21 protein-coding genes and 1 tRNA gene are annotated in these 21,010 nt (G+C 60.7%); 4 read left to right on the top strand and 18 right to left on the bottom strand.

Annotated features, from left to right (window positions below):
- Positions 1 to 14: 14 nt before the first annotated feature.
- The 12 genes from OBACDRAFT_RS04030 to OBACDRAFT_RS04080 form a co-directional block, all read right to left on the bottom strand.
- Positions 15 to 878 carry an urease accessory protein UreD gene (locus OBACDRAFT_RS04030; RefSeq protein WP_043583013.1) on the bottom strand — a complete coding sequence of 288 codons (864 nt, stop codon included), beginning with the start codon at positions 876 to 878 and terminating at the stop codon, positions 15 to 17.
- Positions 875 to 1,573: an urease accessory protein UreG gene (ureG, locus tag OBACDRAFT_RS04035; RefSeq protein WP_052361062.1), complete on the bottom strand. Its 699-nt coding sequence runs from the start codon at positions 1,571 to 1,573 to the stop codon at positions 875 to 877. Before ureG ends, OBACDRAFT_RS04030 begins: the two co-directional genes overlap by 4 nt.
- 31 nt (positions 1,574 to 1,604) lie before the next feature.
- Entirely contained in the window at positions 1,605 to 2,447 is an 843-nt protein-coding gene (locus OBACDRAFT_RS04040; protein WP_081721801.1) for an urease accessory protein UreF, read from the bottom strand.
- Positions 2,448 to 2,466: 19 nt separating this feature from the next.
- Entirely contained in the window at positions 2,467 to 2,991 is a 525-nt protein-coding gene (locus OBACDRAFT_RS04045; protein ID WP_043583019.1) for an urease accessory protein UreE, read from the bottom strand.
- A 132-nt stretch (positions 2,992 to 3,123) separates the two neighbouring features.
- Positions 3,124 to 3,300 carry a hypothetical protein gene (locus tag OBACDRAFT_RS27890; RefSeq protein WP_157836913.1) on the bottom strand — a complete coding sequence of 59 codons (177 nt, stop codon included), beginning with the start codon at positions 3,298 to 3,300 and terminating at the stop codon, positions 3,124 to 3,126.
- A gap of 113 nt (positions 3,301 to 3,413) precedes the next feature.
- A complete protein-coding gene (locus tag OBACDRAFT_RS04050; RefSeq protein ID WP_081721798.1) occupies positions 3,414 to 4,487 on the bottom strand; it encodes a Wadjet anti-phage system protein JetD domain-containing protein in 1,074 nt (357 codons plus the stop codon).
- Positions 4,484 to 8,962, bottom strand: coding sequence for a coiled-coil domain-containing protein (locus OBACDRAFT_RS04055; protein ID WP_043583021.1), 4,479 nt, complete (start codon positions 8,960 to 8,962; stop codon positions 4,484 to 4,486). Before OBACDRAFT_RS04055 ends, OBACDRAFT_RS04050 begins: the two co-directional genes overlap by 4 nt.
- Before the next feature lie 55 nt (positions 8,963 to 9,017).
- Complete coding sequence (locus tag OBACDRAFT_RS04060) at positions 9,018 to 9,764, bottom strand: hypothetical protein (protein WP_043583022.1); 747 nt, start codon at positions 9,762 to 9,764, stop codon at positions 9,018 to 9,020.
- Entirely contained in the window at positions 9,761 to 11,251 is a 1,491-nt protein-coding gene (locus OBACDRAFT_RS04065; RefSeq protein ID WP_043583023.1) for a hypothetical protein, read from the bottom strand. Before OBACDRAFT_RS04065 ends, OBACDRAFT_RS04060 begins: the two co-directional genes overlap by 4 nt.
- Positions 11,252 to 11,872: 621 nt before the next feature.
- The gene (gene acpP / locus OBACDRAFT_RS04070) at positions 11,873 to 12,136 is read right to left on the bottom strand and encodes an acyl carrier protein (RefSeq protein ID WP_043583024.1); all 264 of its coding nucleotides are present in this window, start codon (positions 12,134 to 12,136) and stop codon (positions 11,873 to 11,875) included.
- Between the two features lie 31 nt (positions 12,137 to 12,167).
- Positions 12,168 to 12,914 carry a 3-oxoacyl-[acyl-carrier-protein] reductase gene (gene fabG / locus OBACDRAFT_RS04075; RefSeq protein ID WP_052361064.1) on the bottom strand — a complete coding sequence of 249 codons (747 nt, stop codon included), beginning with the start codon at positions 12,912 to 12,914 and terminating at the stop codon, positions 12,168 to 12,170.
- An 83-nt stretch (positions 12,915 to 12,997) separates the two neighbouring features.
- Complete coding sequence (locus OBACDRAFT_RS04080) at positions 12,998 to 13,837, bottom strand: fumarylacetoacetate hydrolase family protein (RefSeq protein ID WP_043583026.1); 840 nt, start codon at positions 13,835 to 13,837, stop codon at positions 12,998 to 13,000.
- A 180-nt stretch (positions 13,838 to 14,017) separates the two neighbouring features.
- Here OBACDRAFT_RS04080 and OBACDRAFT_RS04085 point away from each other — a divergent pair, with 180 nt between their 5' ends.
- The 3 genes from OBACDRAFT_RS04085 to OBACDRAFT_RS04095 all read left to right on the top strand — a co-directional run bounded on the left by OBACDRAFT_RS04085 (position 14,018) and on the right by OBACDRAFT_RS04095 (position 17,037).
- Positions 14,018 to 15,892, top strand: coding sequence for an ABC-F family ATP-binding cassette domain-containing protein (locus OBACDRAFT_RS04085; RefSeq protein WP_043583027.1), 1,875 nt, complete (start codon positions 14,018 to 14,020; stop codon positions 15,890 to 15,892).
- A gap of 42 nt (positions 15,893 to 15,934) precedes the next feature.
- A complete protein-coding gene (locus OBACDRAFT_RS04090; protein WP_043583029.1) occupies positions 15,935 to 16,849 on the top strand; it encodes a diacylglycerol/lipid kinase family protein in 915 nt (304 codons plus the stop codon).
- Positions 16,850 to 16,961: 112 nt separating this feature from the next.
- A tRNA-Ala gene (locus OBACDRAFT_RS04095) sits at positions 16,962 to 17,037 on the top strand.
- A 33-nt stretch (positions 17,038 to 17,070) separates the two neighbouring features.
- Here OBACDRAFT_RS04095 and OBACDRAFT_RS04100 read toward each other — a convergent pair.
- The 3 genes from OBACDRAFT_RS04100 to OBACDRAFT_RS27895 are packed head-to-tail and all read right to left on the bottom strand — an operon-like array spanning position 17,071 to position 18,686.
- Positions 17,071 to 17,277, bottom strand: coding sequence for a hypothetical protein (locus OBACDRAFT_RS04100; protein ID WP_043583030.1), 207 nt, complete (start codon positions 17,275 to 17,277; stop codon positions 17,071 to 17,073).
- Positions 17,277 to 18,254 carry a sulfatase-like hydrolase/transferase gene (locus tag OBACDRAFT_RS04105; RefSeq protein WP_157836914.1) on the bottom strand — a complete coding sequence of 326 codons (978 nt, stop codon included), beginning with the start codon at positions 18,252 to 18,254 and terminating at the stop codon, positions 17,277 to 17,279. Before OBACDRAFT_RS04105 ends, OBACDRAFT_RS04100 begins: the two co-directional genes overlap by 1 nt.
- A gap of 39 nt (positions 18,255 to 18,293) precedes the next feature.
- Entirely contained in the window at positions 18,294 to 18,686 is a 393-nt protein-coding gene (locus OBACDRAFT_RS27895) for a hypothetical protein (RefSeq protein WP_157836915.1), read from the bottom strand.
- Here OBACDRAFT_RS27895 and OBACDRAFT_RS27900 point away from each other — a divergent pair.
- Positions 18,685 to 19,065: a hypothetical protein gene (locus OBACDRAFT_RS27900; RefSeq protein ID WP_198529844.1), complete on the top strand. Its 381-nt coding sequence runs from the start codon at positions 18,685 to 18,687 to the stop codon at positions 19,063 to 19,065. The two genes, OBACDRAFT_RS27895 and OBACDRAFT_RS27900, sit on opposite strands and share 2 nt — an antisense overlap.
- Here the strand turns inward: OBACDRAFT_RS27900 and OBACDRAFT_RS04115 are convergent.
- The 3 genes from OBACDRAFT_RS04115 to OBACDRAFT_RS04125 all read right to left on the bottom strand — a co-directional run bounded on the left by OBACDRAFT_RS04115 (position 19,055) and on the right by OBACDRAFT_RS04125 (position 20,857).
- Positions 19,055 to 19,720 carry a SatD family protein gene (locus tag OBACDRAFT_RS04115; protein WP_043583033.1) on the bottom strand — a complete coding sequence of 222 codons (666 nt, stop codon included), beginning with the start codon at positions 19,718 to 19,720 and terminating at the stop codon, positions 19,055 to 19,057. The genes OBACDRAFT_RS27900 and OBACDRAFT_RS04115 overlap by 11 nt on opposite strands.
- Before the next feature lie 100 nt (positions 19,721 to 19,820).
- The gene (locus OBACDRAFT_RS04120; protein ID WP_043583036.1) at positions 19,821 to 20,156 is read right to left on the bottom strand and encodes an AzlD domain-containing protein; all 336 of its coding nucleotides are present in this window, start codon (positions 20,154 to 20,156) and stop codon (positions 19,821 to 19,823) included.
- On the bottom strand, positions 20,153 to 20,857 hold the full coding sequence (locus OBACDRAFT_RS04125; protein ID WP_198529845.1) for an AzlC family ABC transporter permease: 705 nt from the start codon (positions 20,855 to 20,857) through the stop codon (positions 20,153 to 20,155). Before OBACDRAFT_RS04125 ends, OBACDRAFT_RS04120 begins: the two co-directional genes overlap by 4 nt.
- Positions 20,858 to 21,010 lie beyond the last annotated feature (153 nt).

Genomic DNA, 21,010 nt, shown 5'->3' on the forward strand with positions numbered 1-21,010 from the left:
TCGTCGCTGCGTTGTTACAGTTTGCGCAACTCCGCGCCCAGCGGAGGCAACACGCGGGCCAGGATGCGGCGGACTTCGGCCACGGTTGACCGCAGACGCGCGCCGTCGGGCGCAACGAGGCGCAGGCTCCAACATCCGGCCAGACGCAGGCGGCTCAGGCCCACCCATACGCCGGCGGCGCGATTGTGCAGCCGGGTGATTTGCGCGCACCAGTCCTCCCTCCCCCCCCCCCCCCTGGTGTCGCTGTCTTCGAGCGCGGGCGACACCAGCACGAGGTTGCCCAGACACACGCCGTTCCCCCCGCCGGCAAGCGCGGCGAGGCGGCGGAGATCAGGGCCGGTCTGGTCGAGGCGTTCGCGCAACACGAGGCGTCCGCCGACGCGCACGGTGAGGTCAAGAAGAAGGGAATCCCACGCCCACGCTTCGCCGCGCGCAATGCGGCCCGGCATCAGGAAATCGGCGAACAATGCCCCCCCCCCCCCCGCCACCTCCAGCTCCGTAAACTGTCGGAAACGGCTGTGCTGATGCGGCACCAGCGGTTCGGGCAAAAACTCCAGCCAGCCGCCCGACTCGACCGTGAATCGCTGGCGGCTCACGGCGGCGGCCCGGCCTTCGGGCATCGTGAATATGCGGGTGGCGCTTGGCGTCGTGACAAGCAGCGCCGCGCCTTCGCCAACCGTGATCGTGCTCCGCAATTCGTCGCCGGAAAGAATGCCGGCGGTCGGATTGACGACCTGCACCATCAGCACGCCCGTGCACTCGTCGCGGTAAGGTTTGCCGAGGTGAAACGGCGCTCGAAACGACTGACGCGCCAGCACCGTGCGTCCGGCATCCGCGGCATCAAGCCAGGCGTGGAGGTCAAGGTGTCCGCTAATCATGAACGAACAGCAGCAGCGGCGGCACCGTCGGCGGCAGCAGCAGCGGCAGCGGAAAAAAGCACCTCGCGCTCGATCCAGGCAATGACGGTTTCGAGGTTGTGCTCGCGTTTCAGGTCGCAAAACACGAACGGACGCACCCCGCCGCGCGCATCGGCGCGCTGGACGCCCGCGTCACGCGCCATCACATCGAGGTCCGCGCCGACGAGCGGGGCGAGGTCGATTTTGTTGATGATGAGCAGGTCGCTGTGGCGGATGGCCGGACCGCCCTTGCGAGGGATTTTGTCCCCCTCGGCGACGTCGATCACGTAGATGAAGGCATCGACCAGTTCGGGCGAAAACGTGGCGGAGAGGTTGTCGCCGCCGCTCTCCACGAGCACGAGTTGCAGGTCGGGGAATTTTTGTTCGAAGGCGCGGATGGCTTGCTCGTTCATCGTGGTGTCGTCGCGGATCGCGGTGTGCGGGCAGCCGCCTGTCTCCACTCCGGCAATACGCTCCGCGGGGAGCGCGGCCTGGCGTTGCAGAAATTGCGCGTCCTCCAGCGTGTAAATGTCGTTGGTGACGACCGCCATCGAGTAACGCTCGCGCATCCGCTGGCAGAGTTTGAGGCAGAGCATCGTCTTGCCTGAACCGACGGGACCACCCACGCCGATGCGCGGCGGCCGGCGGTGTTGGGGAGCGTGTGCGTGGGTGTGCATGTGTGGTTAGAAGAAAGGATCGGGTTCGGGGTCAGGAGATGAAGAGGCGGGCGGGGGATTGCTCGTGGCGGGCGGCGGCGGTGTCGAGCCAGGGGTTGAACCAGCCGATTGCGTCCGCAGGCACGCTCCGCGCCGCTTCGATTGTGCGGGGGGCATGGGTGAGCATTTCGGCGAGCAAGGTCTGGCATCCGTTCTGGCCGATGCGCAGGAGTTTCATCGCCGCCGCGAGCAGTCCGGCAATGGTCGAATAAAACACGGTCGCCAACGCCGCCTCCAGCGGTGCGCCCAGAATGCGCGCCTCCAGCGCCGCCGCCACCGCCGGCGAATGCGGCCAGCCGTGACGGGCCGCCCGCGCGCAAAATTCCGCGGCCAGCGACGCGCCGCCGCCGTGCAAGAGGGCCGCGAGTTCGGACCGCTGGCGTCCGATATTTTCTGCCGCGGAGCGCGCTTCGCTGGCGGTTTTGAGCGCGGCGGAGAGTTCGCACAATTCGCCCACGCGTTCCCAGTCCGGGCCGGGGGGGGGGGGGGGGAGCGCCCGCCATGCATGCGCGGTCAGTGGCAAGTCCGCCTGCCTCAAAGTCGGCAATACCGAATGCAACAAAAATTCCCGCAACGTCTCGCGGTCGCCCACCACGCCTTCCTGCGTCAATCCCTCCAATCCAAACGAGTGCGCGTAGGACCCGGTTGGATAAAACGAATCCGATGCCTGGAGCATCCCAGCCAGCCAAGGAATGGAAATAGTGGAGGGCGGGTCTCCCGACCCGCCGACGAGTCGAGCGTCCGCGAGGCTCGCCCATCCGAGATCGGAAGGCGCGGCTGCGCCGCGTCCGGCGGGTCGGGAGACCCGCCCTCCGTGGTTTGGCGTGTTGGTCATTGTCGTGGTCATTGTCCGCTCAATGTTTGTGGCCCGTCCCAAGTTCCTGAACGAACGACGCGGCTCCCCCACCCGCACCGCCACGCACGAAGCGCCCCGGACGAAATACAGCCCGCGTCGCGCGGAACGGCACGTTGATTCGCTCCAGCAACTGGCGCGTCGCCGGGTCGTCGGGAGTGAGCAGGCGCGTGGCCTCGGCGGATAATTCCATGTGCAGATTTCCGATCGCCCACCCAATGCCCGCCGCCGCCGAAGACGCGACATCGAGCGGGATTTCGAGCACCGCCTCCGGCTCCTGACGCACCACATAACGCACCACATAACCGTCCCCCCCCCCCCCGCAGTCACCCGGCGTGGCGGCGTTCGTCTGCCAGAGTGTGTCTCCATCGCGCAACGGCGCGGTCAGTTCGCAGCCGAATTCCGTGCCGTCCTCCGCCATTGCGCGCCAGAGGCGCCGGGCCAATCGCAACCGGTCAACACGCACCGGGATTTCCGGCAGCGTGAGGTCGGGCGTGGCAACGGGTTCGCTAATCAGATGCAACATGGATTTGCCGCTCTTCTAGCGGAAAACATGCCAACCGGAACAACAGCCTCTTTTGTTCCAGTCCCAAGTCCGCGCCTGGTTTTTCGAACGTGCCCGGAATGCCGTTGCCGGCGGTATTCCGGGCGGCATTAGTCAGCCTTCGTTGTCGAGCATGAGAGATGAGTGTTTTTGAAATGTCTTTTCGGAAGTGACTTCGGAGGTATCCGGCTTGATGCCCTTTTCATTGACGAAGATTTGGGGACGCTCGCCTCCGATGCGCTCGGCGAAGCACTCAAGGTGCTCATCGACTTGCGAGAAAACGGACGTCATGTCGTCATCATTTGAACATCCTCGATTTGAAAGAGCCTATCGACTCCGCTCAGGAATCAGCGTCACTCGCACCGGTTCGACCGCCTGTCTTGATGTGCTCGCTTCAGTTAAAATCAAACCAAGCTTGATATGTGCTGGAACTGTTCCCAGCCCGTTGCCTCCTGCGCGATGCGTTGGTCGGTTGCCAGCAAGGAGGCGACTGGTGCGATCAGGTCGGGAGACAACCAGTTCAATGCCTGTTTCCAGTCCGCTTTTCCGATCTCGACAACAGGTGTCTGTCCGGCATCCGGATCTGGCAAGGGAGGATTCGTTGCTCCTTGCCGGAGCAACATCCGGTAACATGCCCCGGCGGGTGACAATGTGGCGGCTCCTTCGTTTTTGAGGGTTCGCGAGAGGTTCCACGGTATCAGGATGCCGCTGCGGTCGATGTCTCCAAAATAAAAATAACGGATTCTTGGATGCGCGATCTGGTGCAGGAGAAAATGACTGATCTTCTGCGCTTCTTTGCCACGTCCATACACGACAAAACGGAATTGCAGGTGGTCACGGTTCCAACGGGCAATGGTGTCAAATGTGGCTTCGTTTTCGACGATGATGACGTCACCGGAGGCTTCGGGAAATGTCAGGTGAACGGGCACCAAGGGCACTATGTAGCAGCGCAGTTGATCGAGTGTCAGACGTCCGGGTTTTCCGAGTTGGCCGTCAAGGAGTGTTTCGAGGCGTTTTTCGTTTTTGAAGATTTCGTAAGAGCGTTCCTTGACGGGAACAAGGGGCCGGGTGGCGGCATCGGGGCGGCGGAAAAATTCATTGAGCGCAAGCAGCTCGGTAGCGTCCGGCGGGTTCCGGAACGAAGCGATAAAACTCATCGGCAGTGTCCACGGAAATGTGCGGTGATCGAAAGTGGGAGCGGTGTTTATCGCGGTGTTTGCGGACGGAAAACGGACGAAGCTAGGGAGGGGGGGGAGGGCGGTGCGATCGAAGCATGTTGAGGTTGCGGGCAATGTGATCTGTTGGGCGTCGGCAAGCGTTTTGAGCGCAAGGGCGAGTTGTTTGCGCGCAGTGATGTGGGTTTGCAGGTCTGGATTGGCACGAAAAAAACAGTCTTGGATTTGTGCCAGTTCGAGGGTGAGACGGCCGTCTGCGGCGCGCTTCATCCGAGTCAAAAAATCCTGCTCACGTTTTGTCATGTGTCGGTGTCAGTTATCCCTGTGTGTGTGGTCGGAGGGGGGGGGGACATGCTTTTTCCAAACGAAGCGACGCGCAGGGTGTTGGGGTCGTGTTGGTGTTCCTCGGTGCTGACGACTTCGACGATGTTGGCTCCGGTGTCGGGGTTGATGGAGGTGTTTCTCATGCGGATGATTTTGGGGAAGCCGGCGAGCGCGTTGAAGTCGTCGATGCCGGTGCCGCAGATGTATTGGACGCCCATGCGGGTGGCCATGTTGACTTGCAGGTCAACGAAGTCGGGGAGGTTGGCTTTGCCGAGCGGGTTGTCGAGGAGGAGGAAGCCGGAGTCTTCGAGCAGGCTGGTGGCGCGGGCACGGCGTTGGGCGCGGAGTTTTACGATGATACAGTAGAGAATGATGGCGGCGGTGACTTGTTCGCCGCCGGAAAAGTTTTTGAGTTTGAGGATGTCGTGATGGCCGAGGCGGAGGGTGTATTCGGGTTTCAGAATTTTGACGTCGATCTGGCCGCGTCCGGCAATGGCGATGAGGCAATGGTAGGCGAGCTTGGCTCCGGTGGGGATGGTTTTCGGGTTCTTGGGGTCGATCCATTCGGAGAGTGTTTTGTCGAGAAGAACGCGGCGTTCGGCGGTGTCATTTTTTTGGGGGATGTTGATGCGGAGGAAGTGTTGGCCGGCCCAGACGTCCATGTTTTCGGGCATGATGCTGCGGGCAACGGCAGCGCGGAGGACGGAGGCGGCCTGGCGTTCGCAGTCGTCCATGAGTTTGAGGACGTTCTGGCGGTTGCCTTCAAAGGAGGCGAGTTCGTCGTCGATGGAGGCGGCGTGGTCCCTGAGTTCTGTAATTAATTCTTCGATACGTGACTCGATTTCCGCACGGGGGATGATGCGAAATTGTTCAACGAGATTGATGGTGCGGCCAATGAGTTCGGGGTGGTTAAAGAGGGTGAGGTAATGGTCGGCGTAGATTTCCTTGGCTTTTTCCTGGGCTTTGCCGAGGTCGCTTTGACAGGTGTCATAATCGTTGGCGAGGGTTTTGGCGATTTCGTAATCAGCGACGTCGTCGTCGGAGAAATCGTTTGTGGGAGCTTCGGTTTCTTCGTTGTCCACGAGGCGTTCGAGAATGGGCGGAATTTGATCATAACGGCCTCGCTTACCTTTGAGGTCGTTGAGGATGGGGCGGATGCGGCCGAGGTTTGCATCGGCGTCCTGTTCGCTGGCTTCGGATTGTTGGGCTGCGTCCGCGCAATGTTGCGCGTTGGTTTTGGCTTGTTCGGAATTTTTGGGGTTTCCGAGTGTGGGGTGAAATTGTTCAGCGAGGGTTTGTGCGCGGGTAAGGGGGGGAGGAGCTTCTTTTTCCGCCGCGTTTTTTTCGTTTTCGCGAATGGCGGCAGTCCTGTCTGCGGTGGCAACTTGTTTGTTTTGGTTTTCAATGGCGCGGAGAAGGTCGGGTTCTTGCAGGGCAAGATTGATGTCGTCTTGCGGGGGCTTGACGGGGTCGCGTTCCTGCTCGGTTTTCAGGGTGTCGATCTTGTCCTGTTCGCCTTCGATTTTTCCGTCGTAGTAGTCGGCCTTGACGCGTTGTTCGTAACTTTGGCGGAGCGTGTTGAAGCGTTGATAGAGACTGTCGATGTCGTCGCCAGCATCGGGTTCGGGATCGAGGCCGATGTATTGCTCGGGGAGAGCGCGTTTTTGGCTGTCGATTTTTTGGAGGTCGGAATTTTTCTGAATGATTGCTTCGTCGATTTGGGGGACGCGGTCTTTGATTTTCTGAAGGCTGTGTCTGGTTTTTTCCTGGGCCTGCGCGAGTATCCGAAGTTTGGCTTCGAGTTGTGCCGCTTCTTCCCGTTTGGCGGGGATTTTTTGTTCGTAACTGGTGACAAAATTGCGGGCTTGTTGCTGTTGGTTGCGGAGGGTGCGGGCGGTGATGTCGTGGTGTGATTTTTGTTCGCGGAGTTTTCTGGTACCTTCGTCGAGCTTGGTGATCCCGTTGTCGAGGGTTTCAATGGCTTGCTGCTGGCGGGTTTCGAGGTCTTTGAGTTTTTGGTGTTCGATCCGTTTTTCGGATACAGCGGCAGCGGGGTGGTTTTTTATGAAATCCGCAAGGCGCGCGTGTGTGTCCGTGGTGGCGCGGTGGTCTTTGTACAGTTGTCGGATTTCCTCGTCGTTTTTTCCAGCGCGATTCCGGACTCGGCCTAGATTTATTTTGGCGGTTTCGGCGTTAAAAAATCCTTTTTCTTCGGGGAGAATAACGTGTCGGTGGGGATGGGGAGGGGGGGGGGAGGCAATGTCATCAGGGGTGGCAAGGAGGATGGGGAGGTCGGTGGCATCGGTGGCAACAAGGGATCGGGCGGCTTTGAGTTGGTCGGGGTTTTGGATGATGATGCCGGAGTAGAGGGCTGGGTGGTTGGCAAGGTGTTGGAGGGCGTCACTGATTTGGCAGTTTTGGCCGAGCCATTGGTAGGCGGGAAGTGCGGAGGTGACGTTTTCGGCACGGAGTTTTTTCAGGGTGTTCTCGACGCCGGAGGGAGGGGGAAAGGTGTCGCCGGGGTGGGTTTCGCAGTGGCCGATGATGCGGCGGTCGGCAGCTCCTTCGAGGTTTTTGGCGAGGAGGGCTTGGTGGTGTTCGTTGATTCGTGTCTGGAGGGTGGTGGCGAGTGCGGGGTTGTGGAGGGCTTGCAGGGTTTTGGCGGGGTCGGTGCTTGTGGGATCAAAGGTGGGGTCGCCAAGTTCGCGGATGATTTCAGGGTCCTTGCGTAGTTGGGTTGCCTGGTTGTCGATCTGAGCTAGCTGGGCACCGAGTTCGGAGAGTCGGGAAAGGGTGGTCTGGCGTTCGTCTTTTTTTGTATTCAGTTCTACACGACGTTCGCGAATGAGGGTTTCGTTTTTCTCGATGTCGGCGGCGCATTGGGCGGAGTGTTTTTCGTGGCCTTCGGCGACTTTGCCCCAGCGGGTGATGGCATCTGCTCCGGTTTCGGAGGGGGCTTGCAGGATGCCGTCGTTTTGCAGGCGTTGGCGTTCGGTTTCGAGGGTTTCGAAAAATTCCTCGTTGGCGTCGAGTTTGGTGCGGGCGGCGGATTCGTCGCTGGTTTGCTGGTTTTTTTGATTTTGGAGAGTGGTGTTTTCTTCGCCGAGGCGTTTTTTTTCCGCGCTTAGATCGGCGATGCTTTTTTCGATTTGGGAGATGCGGGTTTTGAGCAGGGTGAGGAGGCTGCGTCCGAGGCGTTCGAGGAGTTGGCGGTCAGGGGCGTGTTGTTGTTCGATCGTTTGTTTTTGGCTGAGGAATTGAGCAATTTGGGTTTCGCAGGTTTTGATTTGTTTTTGGCGGTGGGCGGCGGTGAGGGCGGCGTGCCAGGTTTTGGCTTCGGAGAGTTGTCGTCTGGCGTCGTGGAGGGCGGTTTCGGCTTCGGCGAGGGTGAGGAGTTTTTGGTGGCGTTCGTAGGTTTTTTGCCAGGTGCGGTTTTGTTGTTTTTCGGCGGTGGCGGTTCTTTTGGCGTTTTCGCTGATTTGCATTTCCGCTTCACGGGCGGTGATGTCGGTCTGGAGTCGGGTGATGTGTTCGGTGACGGCGTGGAGGAAACGGGTGGCGCGTTGGCGGTAGGCAAGGCGTTGGCGTTGGTGTTGGGCAACGATGTCGAGTTCGGTTTTGAAGGCGGTGAGGGCGGCGATGGCGGTTTTGCAGAAGGTGGCGGTGGCGTTGAGGTCGGGGCGGGCGTGGGAGCGTTGGCGGAAGGTGTCGATGGTCTGGCTGATGTCGTCGGCGGGTTGGGTTTCGTCGGCGAGGTTTTCGGGGGGGGGAGGGGTTTCGTAAGCCATGTCGAGGAGCTTTTCGACAAAGGTTTCGGGGGTTTTGAAGTCGAAGAATTTAAGGAGGCCTCCTTCGTCGGCGTTCATGAGGAGGTGGGTGCGGTAGATTTCGGGGTCGAGGCCGATGGATTCGAGGTGTTCGCGCCAGTCGGCTTGATGGGTGGTTTTGTAGAAGGCGATGGTGTCAGGTTTGGCGTTTTCGGAGAGGTTTTGGAGGTGCTGGAGGAAGTGGTCGAGGGAGGTGACGGGGTTGGGAGCGAGGCCGGTGAGGGGGATGGCGTCCCAAGCGAGGGGGCCGTCGGTGCGGAAGGTGAAAAAGATGCGGGTTTTGTCGCGGCTGGAGGATGAGTTGCGGCGTAGTGCTTGGCCAATGACACGGCGGGTGCCGAGGGTGGGGAAGTCGAATTCGAGGAGGATGTAGCCTGTCTGGCGTTCGCGGAGGTATTCGTAGATGTCGGTCTGGCGTCCGTTGTGGCGTCCGAGCCAGTCGTGGGCGTGGGGGAGGAGGGTGCTGTAGAGGAAGGATAGGAGGGTGGTTTTGCCGCCGCCGTTGCGGAGCCACATGACGGTGTGGGTGGGGGCTCCTGTGGCGTCGCGAAAGTCGAGGGTGACAGGGTTGAAGCGGGCGGAGTCGAGGCCGAGTCCCGTGAGGTGCAGGCGGTTGAGGCGGGCCATGTTGTTTGAGGGTGTTTGTGGTTGTCTGGAAGGGGGGGGGGGACGTCAGGGCGTGTCAGGGCGTGTGGTTTTGGGTGAGTTCCTGGGCTTGGTTGAAGGCGTTTTGAAGGTAGGTGCTGGCTTCGCGGACCATGGCGCGCACTTGGATGCGGTAGTGGGGTCGGGCAAAATAGATGTAGTCGCCGGGATGCAGGGGGTCGGGTTCGCGGCGGAAGATGCCTTCGTCGTGAAAATATTGAACGAGGGCTTTGGTCATGGCGTGGAGGTTTTTTTGTTCGCGGGTGTTGGCGGCGTTTTCGCGATAGGAGAGGAGGTGGTCGTAGCCGGGGCGAAGGTGGGCGCTTGCAGTGTCTTCGGTGGGGAGGGTGGCGCGGAGGTGTTCGCAGGTGGTTTTGGCGTATTCGACGAGTTCGGTGATGCGGACGCGGGCACCAAGGGAGGTGGCGTCGTCGGCAAGGGTTTGTTTGTTGGGATAGATGTAGGCGGCGATGACAAAGAAGAGGAGTCCGTAGGCAATGCGTTCGTCGGGGGAGCGGGTGGCGCGAAAGTCTTTGAGGGTGGGGGCGAAGTTGCTGCCGGGGTGAACTTGTATGATGAGGCCGTGGGCGTCGGCAGCTTCGTCAATGAGTTCGAGTTTGAGGCCGGAGGCGATTTGCGTGGCGGCTTCGCGGACGCCGGCAATGGTGCGGTATTCGTTGATGAGGGTTGCGTATTCGGGTTGGGCTGCAGGGCGGTTTTTGGGAGAGAGGGCGTAGGCGATGAGTTGCGCAGCGTGGTGGATTTCTTCGGATGTGCAGTTCATGTTTTGTCAACGGGGGGGGGGCGGTGAATGGCGAGGTTGTCTCCGTGGAAGATGGGGTCGTCGAGGTTGCGGTTGTTGAGGGCGTCGGGATTTGGGGTGGTGTCTTCGGGGATGTTGGTCACGCGAATGGGGGCGTCTTCGGCGAACCATTGGAGGATTTTGAGGCTGAGGTGATGGAGCGCGTTATCGGAGAGGCCTTGGCGGCGGCCTTCGGTGAGGAGGTTTTGGAGGGTGGTTGGGTGATTGTGCGGGAGGTTTTCAATGAGGGAGCGGGCGGCGGCAATGTCGTGTTTAGTGAAGCGTTCGCGAGCGGGTTGTTCTTCGATGCGTTCGGGGGCGGTGTCTTCGGGGGCAGGAGGGGAGGGGGGGGGATTGAGGAGGTGTTTGTTAACGAGATCGGCGTGGTCGGGTGGTTTGGGGATTTGGAGGGGGAGGAAGAGGTGGGTGTTGTTTTCAATCCATTCGTGGAGTGGGCCGATGGGGTGCTTGAGGGCGGGGATGAGGGCGTCGGTCTGGGGGTCGAAGATGGCTTGCGGGGAGCGCGGGCGGAATTTTTGGCGGGTTTGTTCGGTACGAAATTTTTCGTGCGCCCCCATGATTTCGCGAAAGAGGGTGATGTTGTGTTGTCGGGAGCTTTGGAAGATGCCGCGCATGTGGTGGAGGTGCGGGAGGTGCGAGGCGGCGGGGCCGGTAGTGGTTTCGAGGCGCTGGTCGATGTCAGTGATGTGGGCGATGTCGATCTCGAGGCGTTCGTTCATGTGCTGCCGGGCGTTTTTGATGATGGGCATGGTGTCGCGAACGTACTCGACTTCAAAGATGTTGCGTTCGATGGCGGTGAGGGCGCGGCGGATTTTCGTGTGATACTGAATGGTGAGTTTGCGGGATTCTTCGGCGACGAGGGCGGCGTCTTCAAAGCGGCCGCGTTTCATGTAGTGTTGGTAGGCGGCGTCGCGGGCGGCTTGGCTGGCTTCGAGTTCCACTTCGAGGCTGGAGAGGAAGAAGTTGATGGCTTGGTTGCTGGCGTCGTAGATGGTTTCGTTTTCCGGGCTTTCGTGCGGATCGATGATTTTGAAGCGGTGTTCGAGCCATTCCATCGTGCCGTCGTCTTTCTCGAACTGCCAGCGGACGGAGAAGTCGGTGCGTTGTTGTTCGTTGCAGAGGTGCTCAAGGACGAGGGTTGTCAGGATGTCCGCTTCATGGTCGGTGCAGTCTTGATTGGCGGCACGCAGGGTTGGCAGGGTGGCTTCGAGTAACTGGGTGTAAGTGGCACCTTTGGCAGGGCTGCCCATTTCGAGGATCACTTTGTCGAGAATGACCATCGCAATGCGGTGGAGGTCGTAGTGCTTTGTGGAGATTCCGGTTTTCGCAAGGCGTGTTGCCTTGAATGTTTCGAGCATGAAGAAGGGGTGCAATACCGTCAGATTCCGAGAACGACGGTTGAGGGATTCACGTCGGTACTGGTCATGCATGAGGACTGTTTTCTTCATGCATGAATGGCTGTTGTCAGCTTCAGAAATGCCAGATGAAAAAAATTTACCGAAACAAGGATAAACCACACATGAGCCCGTTGCCGCGACTGTCGGAGACAGCCGCTCGCTCCAAGCAACAAGATTTTCGCGTTTGAGCAGACGCGCTATGGCACTGCGCGAGGGCAGAGCTTGAACTGAGGCGGCAATTTTCGCGGTCCCAAAAACGGATACTGCGCACGCGGCCTGCTCAATGGCCTGCGGCGTCTGGTTGGCCCGCCGGGTGCGCTTGCGCGCGCACCCGACCAGAGCCTCGTAGCCGCCAGCCGCAAATTCTCGCACGCCATTTGTAGCCAGTTTTCTGGCTCGGTCCAAACCGACGGCACAGTTCGGAAAAATTACTCTCAGGTAGCAGACTCATGGCGATGAACTCGGTTCTGCGGGTGATTGGATCGGCGGTAGCCCATGTCTTTCCACCTGTCACCCCTTTAGCGAGACACCTGTCACCCCATATGCGGGACGACACCTCCCTACCGAATAGGATATAGCCTACGACTTTCTTGAAATTGCCCTAAAAAAAAACGCGCCCCGCCGGTGAAGGCGGGGCGCGGGAAATGGAGAGCGGATCGGCTGAGGTCAGGCTCAGACCTGAGCAGCCTTGCCCGTGATGTAGTCGATAACCTGACCGACGGTGCGGAGCTTTTCGGCATCAGACTCAGGGATCTCGCCCTTGATCTCGTCCTTGAACTCTTCCTCGAAGGCCATGATCAACTCGACTGTGTCGAGGGAGTCAGCGCCCAGATCATCCAGAAACGATGCCTGCGGGGTGATCTGCTCTTCGTTCACGTTGAGCTGGTTAACGATGATCTCTTTAACGCGTTGTTCGATGGTTTTTTGGTCGGCCATGTGTGTATGAAAACTAGAGGTTGAGAAGGCGTCACATCGCCATGCCGCCGTCAACGGTAAAAACTTGTCCGGTGATATAGTTGGCTTCTTCGGAGGCGAGGAAGGCCACGGCGTGGGCAATATCGGAGGCCTCGCCGAAGCGTTGCATGGGGATGAGCGCGGTGGCCCCTTTCTGCACCTCTTCGTTGAGGACAGCGGTCATGTCGGTCTTGATAAAACCGGGGGCAACGACGTTGGCGGTGACGCCGCGGCGGGCGAATTCCTTGGCAATCGACTTGGTGAAACCGACCATGCCCGCCTTGGCGGCGGCGTAATTGGCCTGGCCGGCGTTGCCGATCAAGCCGGAGACGGACGAGATGTTGACGATGCGGCCCCAGCGGTTGCGGCACATGGGCCAGCCGATGGCCTTGGTCCAGTGGAAACAGCTCGAAAGGTTGGTCTGGAGGACGGCGTTCCAGTCGTCCTCGCTCATGCGGGCGAGCAAACCGTCGCGGGTGATGCCGGCGTTGTTCACGAGGATGTCGATTTTGCCGAATTCCTTGAGCAGCGACTCGGCCGCCGCCGCCACCGCCGCGCCGTCCGAAACGTCCACCGCGCGGGCCACCGCCTTGCCACCAGTCCCGGCGGCGTTGATGGCCTGCGCAACCGCGCCGCAAGTCTCGGCGGACTTGGAAACACAAATAACGGTGACGCCCTTGGCGGCGAGTACCTCGGCGATGGCTTTGCCGATGCCGCGTCCGGCGCCGGTAATGAGTGCTGTGCGATGGGTGTAGGTCATGGGAATGGGTTTTGCGAGTGCGTGGAAACGGGTTGGTTGTGCGAAGCGGGCGGGACGTGGCGAGTCGAAACCGCCGCTCCTGGTTATTCCGCGATCACCGGATTTTCGAGGCGTCCGATTTTTTCGATTTCAACGACCACCTTGTCCCCCGCCCGGAGCCAGCGGGGCGGCTTGCGCGCCATGCCGACGCCGTGCGGCGTGCCAGTCAGGATGACGGTGCCGGGGAGCAGCGTGGTGCTGCCGCTGAGAAATTCGATCAACGCCGGCACGTCAAAAATCATGTCGCTCGTGGTCCAGTCCTGCAAAACCTCGCCGCTGACCGTGGTGCTGATTTTCAGCGCGTTGGGATTGGGGATCTCGTCCTTGGTCACGATGGCGGGGCCGAGCGGGGCAAACGTGTCGAACGTCTTGCCGCGGCACCACTGGCTGCCGCCGCGCTTCACCTGCCAGTCGCGCGCGCTTACGTCGTTGGCGCACGTGTAGCCGAGCACGTAGTCGAGCGCGTGGTCGCGGGTGACGTTTTTGCAAGTTCTGCCGATAACGACGGCCAGTTCGCACTCGTAATCCACTTCGTCACTACGCAGATGCGTCGGCAGCATGATCGGGTCGCCGGGGTTTTGGAGCGCGTTGACGCCTTTCATGAAGAGCACCGGGAACTCCGGAATCCGCGCGTGCGTTTCCTCGGCGTGACGCCGGTAGTTGAGACCGATGCAGAGGATGCCCGCGGGCACGAGCGGCGCGAGGAGTTTTGCCACATCGGCGCGTTCGCCGGTCGGTTTCAATGCGTTGGCGCCGGTGCCGAAGAGGTCGCCGGACAGTCGTTCGACGCCGCCGCTGCCGTCGGCATGGCCGGCATGATCGGCATGGAGCGCGCCGAAGTGAATTTGATGATCGTGGCGGTCGAGATAGCGGATGATTTTCATGTTACGCGGTTATGCTGGCTGGATTGTTACGCAAAAAACGCCCCGACCTTTGCGGCAAACCGCCCGGCATGGCGAGAGCACAAAACCCCGCCATTGACCACTCGCCCCCGCCCCCGTTGGCTGGCACGTTTCCATTTTCACCGTGCACGTCCAAGCACCCGCGCACGCACACACATTGACATGCTGACCATCGCCGACGTTTCCAAATCCTACGGCACCCGCGAATTATTTTCCGAGGTGTCGCTCTTCATTTCCCGTGACGACCGCCTCGGCCTCGTCGGCCCCAACGGCGCGGGCAAGTCCACCCTCTTCAACCTCATCCTCGGTGAAGAACGCCCCGACACCGGCACCATCGAATGGGAACGCGGCGCCGACTTCGGTTACCTCCCCCAGGAAAGCGCCCCCGCCAGCGACGAAACCATCCTCCACATCGCCACCAGCGGCAAAAAACTCGAACCCACCGAAGACGACTGGGACATCGACTACACCCTCGAACCCCGCGCCCGCAAAATCCTTGCCGGCCTCGGCTTCAAAGAAGGCGACGCCGAAAAACCCGCCAAAACCTTTTCCGGCGGCTGGGTCATGCGCGCCCACCTCGCCCGCCTCCTCGTTGCCGAACCCGCCCTCCTCCTCCTCGACGAACCCACCAACCACCTCGACCTCGAAGCCCTCCTCTGGTTTCAAGACTACCTCACCCGTTACCCCGGCGGCCTCGTCGTCATCTCCCACGACCGCGCCTTTCTGAACGCCCTCTGCACCGGCATGCTCGAACTCCGCGGCGGCACCCTCCACTACTACGACGGCAACTACGACAAATTCCTCGTCGAAAAAGAAGCCCGCAAAAACCAGCAAGCCGCCGCCTACAAAAACCAACAACGCGAAATCGCCCACCTCCAACGCTTCGTTGACCGCTTCGGCGCCAAAGCCTCCATGGCCACCCGCGCCAAATCCAAGGAAAAACAAATCGAACGCCTCCTCGAAGACGCCATCGACGAACCCGCCGAAGAACTCAAACGCATCCACTTCAAATTCCCCCAGCCCCCCCGCTCCGGCCTCAAAGTCATCGAACTACGCAACGTCCGCCAAGCCTACGGCGACCACATCGTGTATCGGGATCTCAACTTCACAGCCGAACGCGGCCAACGCATCGTCCTCGTCGGCCCCAACGGCGCCGGCAAATCCACCCTCCTCAAAATCCTCGCTGGCACCATCCCCATCCAAGGCGGCGAAATCGAACCCGGCAGCAACGTCACAGTCGGCTACTTCGCGCAAAACCGACTCGATAACCTCAACCCCACCGCCACCGTTTTCGAAAACGTGATGGAACTTCGCACCAACGAAAACCTCCTCACCGAACAACAAGCCCGCGCCATCCTCGGCGCCTTCCTCTTCCGCAAAGACGACGTCCACAAAAAAGTCTCCGTCCTCTCTGGCGGCGAAAAATCCCGCCTCGCCCTTGCCCGCCTCCTTGTCAAGCCGCCCAACCTCCTCCTCATGGACGAGCCCACCACGCACCTTGACATCGCCTCGATCGACGCCCTCGTCGGCGCGCTCAAAAACTACGAAGGCACCCTCATCTTCATCAGCCACGACGTTCACTTCATCCGCTCCCTCGCCGAAAACGTCCTCCACGTCCACTCCGGACGCCTCACACCCTACGCCGGCAACTACGACTACTACCTCGACAAATCCAAGGCCACCAACGAACGCGCCGCCCTCACCGCCGGTTTCACCGACGCCCGCCCCCTGCAAACCCAGCCCCCCGAGACCGGCATCCGGCGTCCGGAGTCCTCCCCCCCCCCCTCCCGCCTCACGCCCAACCAAATCAAAAAACTCCGCGACGAAGTCGAAAAACTGGAGCAACGCATCACCGAATTGGAAACCCAGCAAAACGAACTCACCGCCGCGCTCGAAGCCCCCGAAACCTACGCCGACCACGGCAAGGCGCTCCACCTCAACCGCGAACTCACCGCCGTCGTCGATCAACTCCAGGCCGCCACCCAAGAATGGGAACAGGCCGGCGAACGCCTCGCCGAAGCCGAAAATTTCCAATAGCCCCCCCCCCCGCGCGCGCCAAAATCTTCCCATGATTTTCCCATGAAATTCCGCTTCATCCTCAACCCTCGCTCTGGCGCGCATCGCTCCGGTGAGGATGTCACCCGGATCATCCACGACTTCATTGCGCGCCACGCCCTTGACGCCACGCTCGTCCTCACCGAACGCCCCCACCACGCCACCGAACTCGCGCGCCAGTCCCTGGCCGACGGCTGCGAACTCATCGTGGCCATCGGCGGCGACGGCACGCTTAACGAAATTGCCGCCGCCCTCATTGGCACGCCTGCCACGCTTGGCATCATCCCACGCGGCTCTGGCAACGGACTCGTCCGCCACCTCGGCCTCCCGCGCGCCCCGGATGCCGCCCTTGCCGGACTCCTGACCGGTCGCCCCCGCGCCATCGACACCGGCCTCGTCAACGGACGCCACCCCTTCCTCAACGTTGTTGGCCTCGGATTCGACGTGGAGATCAGCAGCCGCTTCAACCGCCTTACCCGCCGCGGACTCGCCGGTTACGTGCGCACCGTTTGCGGCGCTCTGCTTTCATATCGAAAGAAAAACTACCGCGTCACCGTTCATCCGGAGGGCACGGACAACTCCTCCCCCGTCACGCACGAACTTCCCGCCTTCATCATGGCCGCGGCCAACTCCTCGCAATACGGCAACGAGTTTCACATCGCCCCTGGCGCCGACGTTGACGACGGACTCCTCATGCTGACGGCCATCCGCCGCGTCCATCCCTTGAACGCCCTTCCCCTCGCCTTGCGCATGCGCTGCGGCACGCTGCGTGCCAGCCGCAACGTCCTGCAACTCACCGGTGCTCATTTCACGGTCGAATCGACTGATGGCGTCCCTCTCGTTTGCCACACCGACGGCGAAGTCTATGAAACCACCGGCCCCCGCCTCGACATCACCGTGCGTCCGCTCAGCCTGAAAATCATGGCCCCCGCCTCCTGACCGCGTCCGGCCCTCCCCCCCCCTCCCTCCTTCATTTCGCCATTCCGCACATCCCTGAAAATAGGTGTTTACTCTCTGCATCGGTTCGCCCAAAACCTCGGCCTCTTGTTTTGGGGCAGTAGCTCAGTTGATAGAGCGCATCGTTCGCAACGATGAGGTCGCCAGTTTGATCCTGGTCTGCTCCACCAAGTCGCCGCATAGCGGCTGAAATCCCCAAACCCTCAAGGCCGCATTTCCAGCGGATCGGCTCGCAAGTCAAACGACAACCAGCGCTGACCGCCCGCGAAAACCTCCTTGCGCGCCGCCGAACGCCGCCCATGCCACACACGGTCGCATTGGTGGGGCAAGGCCACCACCGACGGCATTGAGATGTCCGCCCATTCGCGTTCGCAACGCCACACCCGTCCCTCCGCCCACGCCAGCGTCATCACAGGCAAATCCAGCAACGACACCGCTTCCTCCGAACGTCTCCCCCCCCCCCCGGCCTGCGCACCAACAACGGCACCCGCACACTCTCCTCGTATGGCCAGCCCTTGCGAAACAACCCGTGCGCCCCGTGCATGTCGCCATGCACCGACGTGAACACGATCACCGGCCTCGCCCGCTCCTGCGCAACCGCCGTCGCATCGACCGCCGCGACCAACCGCGCCACCGCGCGATCCGTCGCCTCGATATGCGCATAATACCCCGCCAGTTCACGTCGCGCCTGCGCCTCCACCGCGCCACCGAGCGGCACATTGGCCGGCAGCACGATCCCCGCGCCATCCGCCCCAAACCTCCTCGCAACCCCCTCCGGCACCGCCGCCGCGTAAGGCGGATGCGGCGCCTCCAGACTCACCACGCAAAACCTCCCCTCCTCCCCCCCCCCCCCCTGCCCCCACCATTCCGCTGCCCGCCCGCACACCACATCCGCCTGATACCCGTGCACCTGCACTGGCTCCGGCAAACGCGTGCCATGCAACCACGGATCATTGAGTAAAAACCCCCCCTCAAACCCCTCCCAAAACTCAAACCCGCCCCGCCGCTCCACCGGCACGAACTGCCGCGCATGAACCTCCCCCACCAACGCCGCCCCCGGATCGCGCGGCGCCAAATGCCACTTGCCGAAGAACGCCGTCCCGTATCCCCGCTCCCGCAACTCGTGAGCCACCGTCCGCGCCTCCACCGGCAGCGGATCAAAATAATCGCGCACCCCATTTTCCGGCGACGGCACACCCGTCAACAACGCCGCCCGTGCGAACGGCCCGAACGGATGCGGCGTCACTGCCTGCGCATAGTTGACCGACACCGCCGCCAGAGCATCCAACCCCGGCGTCCGCGCATTCGGATCCCCCGCGTAACCACACGCCTGCGCCCGCCACTGCGTCGTCACGATCCAGATAATGTCAGGAGACTTGGTTTGCATGTAATTCATAAACGCGAAAACACCTCATTCATAGTCCCCTCAAACACCACTCCCCAACCAACGAACACACGCAACTGCCCCACATGCCAACAAGAGCGAAGCAAACGTGCCGATAATGACATATTCAGCAAAAGCCTGATCCTCCTCCATACGTTTAAACCGGGCCAATGCCTTGATCCCAACCACCGCCGTCACCGCCAAAAACTGACCATTCGACAACAGCACATAGACGAGAAGACGCTCCAGACAACCGATGATCCGTCCATTGTCCGTCCCCACCTGGATCACCCCCCCTCGACCCTGCTCCCCCCCCCTAATCCGCCCCATCAGCCATCGAATGCAAAAATTGTTCTCTTTAAGACAAACCAAAGCGCCCCCTAGCCAGACAACCGCGCCGAAAAACGCCCGCCCGCCATTCTGAAACCACGCCATGAAGTGCTCACCAGTAGTTATATTTCGGATACTCCACGACACTTCAAACGCTCCCCGCCACTCGCACCACGTGAACAAACAAGCCGTCCCCAACGCCACACCCAATAACAACACGCGCAACCCGGAACGCTCCCCCCGTAGTCCCCTACGACGCTCCAACAGCAACACCAACGGGGACAACATCGCCAACGCCCCCACGCACAATTGCCAGAATGGCATGCCCACGCCCATCCACAACACCCACCACGCCAACACCTGCAACCCCGCCAACCAAACAGCCCCCGCTTTTCGTATCGGGGCAACTTCGGGCAACAAACACCACCGGAACAAAAGAACCAGCACGGCAAAAACAATGAGTCTCGATTCGATCATACCCTGATTTCTCCTTTGTTTCCTGCCCCGCCTGTTTTTTCCATACGCTCAGCCAGTTCCCCTTCCAGACCGGCAATCACCCTCCGCCACGATTCCAAGCGACCACGGCGAATATTCTTATACACTGCGGATTCAGAAACACTCAACCTCTCAGCCATCTCCTTGATCTCCCTATCCTCCAGCAATCCGCACAAAATCTCCAACCTGTTGGGCAACCAATCATCCATTACCCCGGCCAGGATATCCACTAACGCGCTACGCAAATCGGAACCACCAGGCAACTCGCCAGCCAGCCCGACCCCACCACCCGACCTCTTCAGCAATTCCATCCCTTCCCTTGCCAGATGGAAAGCCGGACCATCCATTTCGAGCGCCTGCTTGCGATTAATCGCCGTCGTGATTTCTCCCCACGCAATTGAAAACCGGATACGCACCGGATGACACCGCGCCTTTATCCGAAACAACCCGGCGAACAATCCCTCCGCACGCTGATAGACCGCCTGAAACTCATCCCCCAAGGTTAACGTATGCGGAGATGCGAGTAATTTTTTGGATACACGCGCTTCCTCCTTCAGCACGCCTTTCAGACGTTCTTGAAACGTTCCGCGCGACTGGATCGCGCGCGACTGGATCACATCACCGATAACCACGATGTAAGACATGGGACTATTCCTTACCTACATCATCAAAACCAGATAGGTTCAATTTCTAATTTTGAACCATATTGGTTCATTTTCTCAAATTCAACCCATCCAGTTCAATTCACCCCATCAACCACCGGGCCAGCCACAACACGCCCATGCCAGTAACCAGCGTTGGCAACACCTGCCGCGTCCACGCCGCGACGAACACCGCCGCCAACGCCGCCGGCACCTTCGGGTGCGCCAGTTGCAACGCCCCCCAGCCACCACTCCCGCCACCCTCGCCTGTCAGCAGCACCTCCGGCACGACGATCGCCGTCAGAACCACCAACGGCACAAAATAGAGCCCCACCTTAAAACCCTCCGGCAACTCACGCCGCCCCAGCAGGCCGATGAACGAAAACCGCATCAGGAACGTCACCGCCCCCAAGCCTAAAAACAACGCGAGAATCTTCATGCGCCCACCACCTTTCCTCTGGACAACACCACCCCCGCGCCCACGCCCAGCACCGTCGCCACGATCAACGCCAATTTGAATGGCAACGTCGCAAACACCAGCGCCGCCACCCCGCTCACCGCCACCGCCGCCCAATCCGCGCGCGACTTCACCCGCGGCACCACGATCGCGATAAACGTCAGCGGAATCGCAAAATCCAGCCCCCACTCCGGCGGGATGCCCCGTCCCAGCAAAATCCCCGCCAACGTCGAAACCTGCCAGCACACCCACAACGCCACGCCTCCCCCCAGCAAATACCAATGCCGGAAATCCCTCCCCTCCCGTCCATCCGCGCTCACGCCTCCGCCAGCATTTTCCGTATCCGTTCTCAACATACGCCCGAGCGTCGTCGCGTAAGCCTCATCCGTCAAAAAATACGCCAACGACACCTTCCACCACCAAGGCAAGGACTTCAGCACTGGCGCCAACGACGCACTATAAAGCACATGGCGCAAATTGATGACACCCACCGTAAGAAAAATCACCACCAACGGCGCATTCCCCGCCAGCAACTGACACAACACAATCTGCGAACTCCCTGCGAACACCAGCGAACTCATCGCCTGCGCCTGCCACGGCGCCAGCCCGCACTCCACTGCCATCACGCCATAAATCATCCCAAACGGCGCAATCCCCACCCACAGCGGAGCCAGCCGCCGCACGCCCTCCCCGAACTCCTGCCCGCGCGACCACCCCGCCGTGCTCCCACCCACAACACGCCTCGACTGTTTATCATCACACATAGCACACATGAAGCCCACCACCGTTGCCTGCCACTTGCAGAAAAAACAGCCCCAAATTCACCCCATACGCTC

This window comes from Geminisphaera colitermitum TAV2, from assembly GCF_000171235.2.
In the GTDB taxonomy this organism is placed as follows: Bacteria; Verrucomicrobiota; Verrucomicrobiia; order Opitutales; family Opitutaceae; genus Geminisphaera; species Geminisphaera colitermitum.

Bases quoted from the DNA above. Each gene is read 5' to 3' on its own strand.
- OBACDRAFT_RS04030 (WP_043583013.1), bottom strand. From the start codon at position 878: ATGATTAGCGGACACCTTGACCTCCACGCCTGGCTTGATGCCGCGGAT.
- ureG (WP_052361062.1), bottom strand. From the start codon at position 1,573: ATGCACACCCACGCACACGCTCCCCAACACCGCCGGCCGCCGCGCATC.
- OBACDRAFT_RS04040 (WP_081721801.1), bottom strand. From the start codon at position 2,447: ATGACCAACACGCCAAACCACGGAGGGCGGGTCTCCCGACCCGCCGGA.
- OBACDRAFT_RS04045 (WP_043583019.1), bottom strand. From the start codon at position 2,991: ATGTTGCATCTGATTAGCGAACCCGTTGCCACGCCCGACCTCACGCTG.
- OBACDRAFT_RS27890 (WP_157836913.1), bottom strand. From the start codon at position 3,300: ATGACGTCCGTTTTCTCGCAAGTCGATGAGCACCTTGAGTGCTTCGCC.
- OBACDRAFT_RS04050 (WP_081721798.1), bottom strand. From the start codon at position 4,487: ATGACAAAACGTGAGCAGGATTTTTTGACTCGGATGAAGCGCGCCGCA.
- OBACDRAFT_RS04055 (WP_043583021.1), bottom strand. From the start codon at position 8,962: ATGGCCCGCCTCAACCGCCTGCACCTCACGGGACTCGGCCTCGACTCC.
- OBACDRAFT_RS04060 (WP_043583022.1), bottom strand. From the start codon at position 9,764: ATGAACTGCACATCCGAAGAAATCCACCACGCTGCGCAACTCATCGCC.
- OBACDRAFT_RS04065 (WP_043583023.1), bottom strand. From the start codon at position 11,251: ATGAAGAAAACAGTCCTCATGCATGACCAGTACCGACGTGAATCCCTC.
- acpP (WP_043583024.1), bottom strand. From the start codon at position 12,136: ATGGCCGACCAAAAAACCATCGAACAACGCGTTAAAGAGATCATCGTT.
- fabG (WP_052361064.1), bottom strand. From the start codon at position 12,914: ATGACCTACACCCATCGCACAGCACTCATTACCGGCGCCGGACGCGGC.
- OBACDRAFT_RS04080 (WP_043583026.1), bottom strand. From the start codon at position 13,837: ATGAAAATCATCCGCTATCTCGACCGCCACGATCATCAAATTCACTTC.
- OBACDRAFT_RS04085 (WP_043583027.1), top strand. From the start codon at position 14,018: ATGCTGACCATCGCCGACGTTTCCAAATCCTACGGCACCCGCGAATTA.
- OBACDRAFT_RS04090 (WP_043583029.1), top strand. From the start codon at position 15,935: ATGAAATTCCGCTTCATCCTCAACCCTCGCTCTGGCGCGCATCGCTCC.
- OBACDRAFT_RS04100 (WP_043583030.1), bottom strand. From the start codon at position 17,277: ATGACGCTGGCGTGGGCGGAGGGACGGGTGTGGCGTTGCGAACGCGAA.
- OBACDRAFT_RS04105 (WP_157836914.1), bottom strand. From the start codon at position 18,254: ATGCAAACCAAGTCTCCTGACATTATCTGGATCGTGACGACGCAGTGG.
- OBACDRAFT_RS27900 (WP_198529844.1), top strand. From the start codon at position 18,685: ATGAAGTGCTCACCAGTAGTTATATTTCGGATACTCCACGACACTTCA.
- OBACDRAFT_RS27895 (WP_157836915.1), bottom strand. From the start codon at position 18,686: ATGGCGTGGTTTCAGAATGGCGGGCGGGCGTTTTTCGGCGCGGTTGTC.
- OBACDRAFT_RS04115 (WP_043583033.1), bottom strand. From the start codon at position 19,720: ATGTCTTACATCGTGGTTATCGGTGATGTGATCCAGTCGCGCGCGATC.
- OBACDRAFT_RS04120 (WP_043583036.1), bottom strand. From the start codon at position 20,156: ATGAAGATTCTCGCGTTGTTTTTAGGCTTGGGGGCGGTGACGTTCCTG.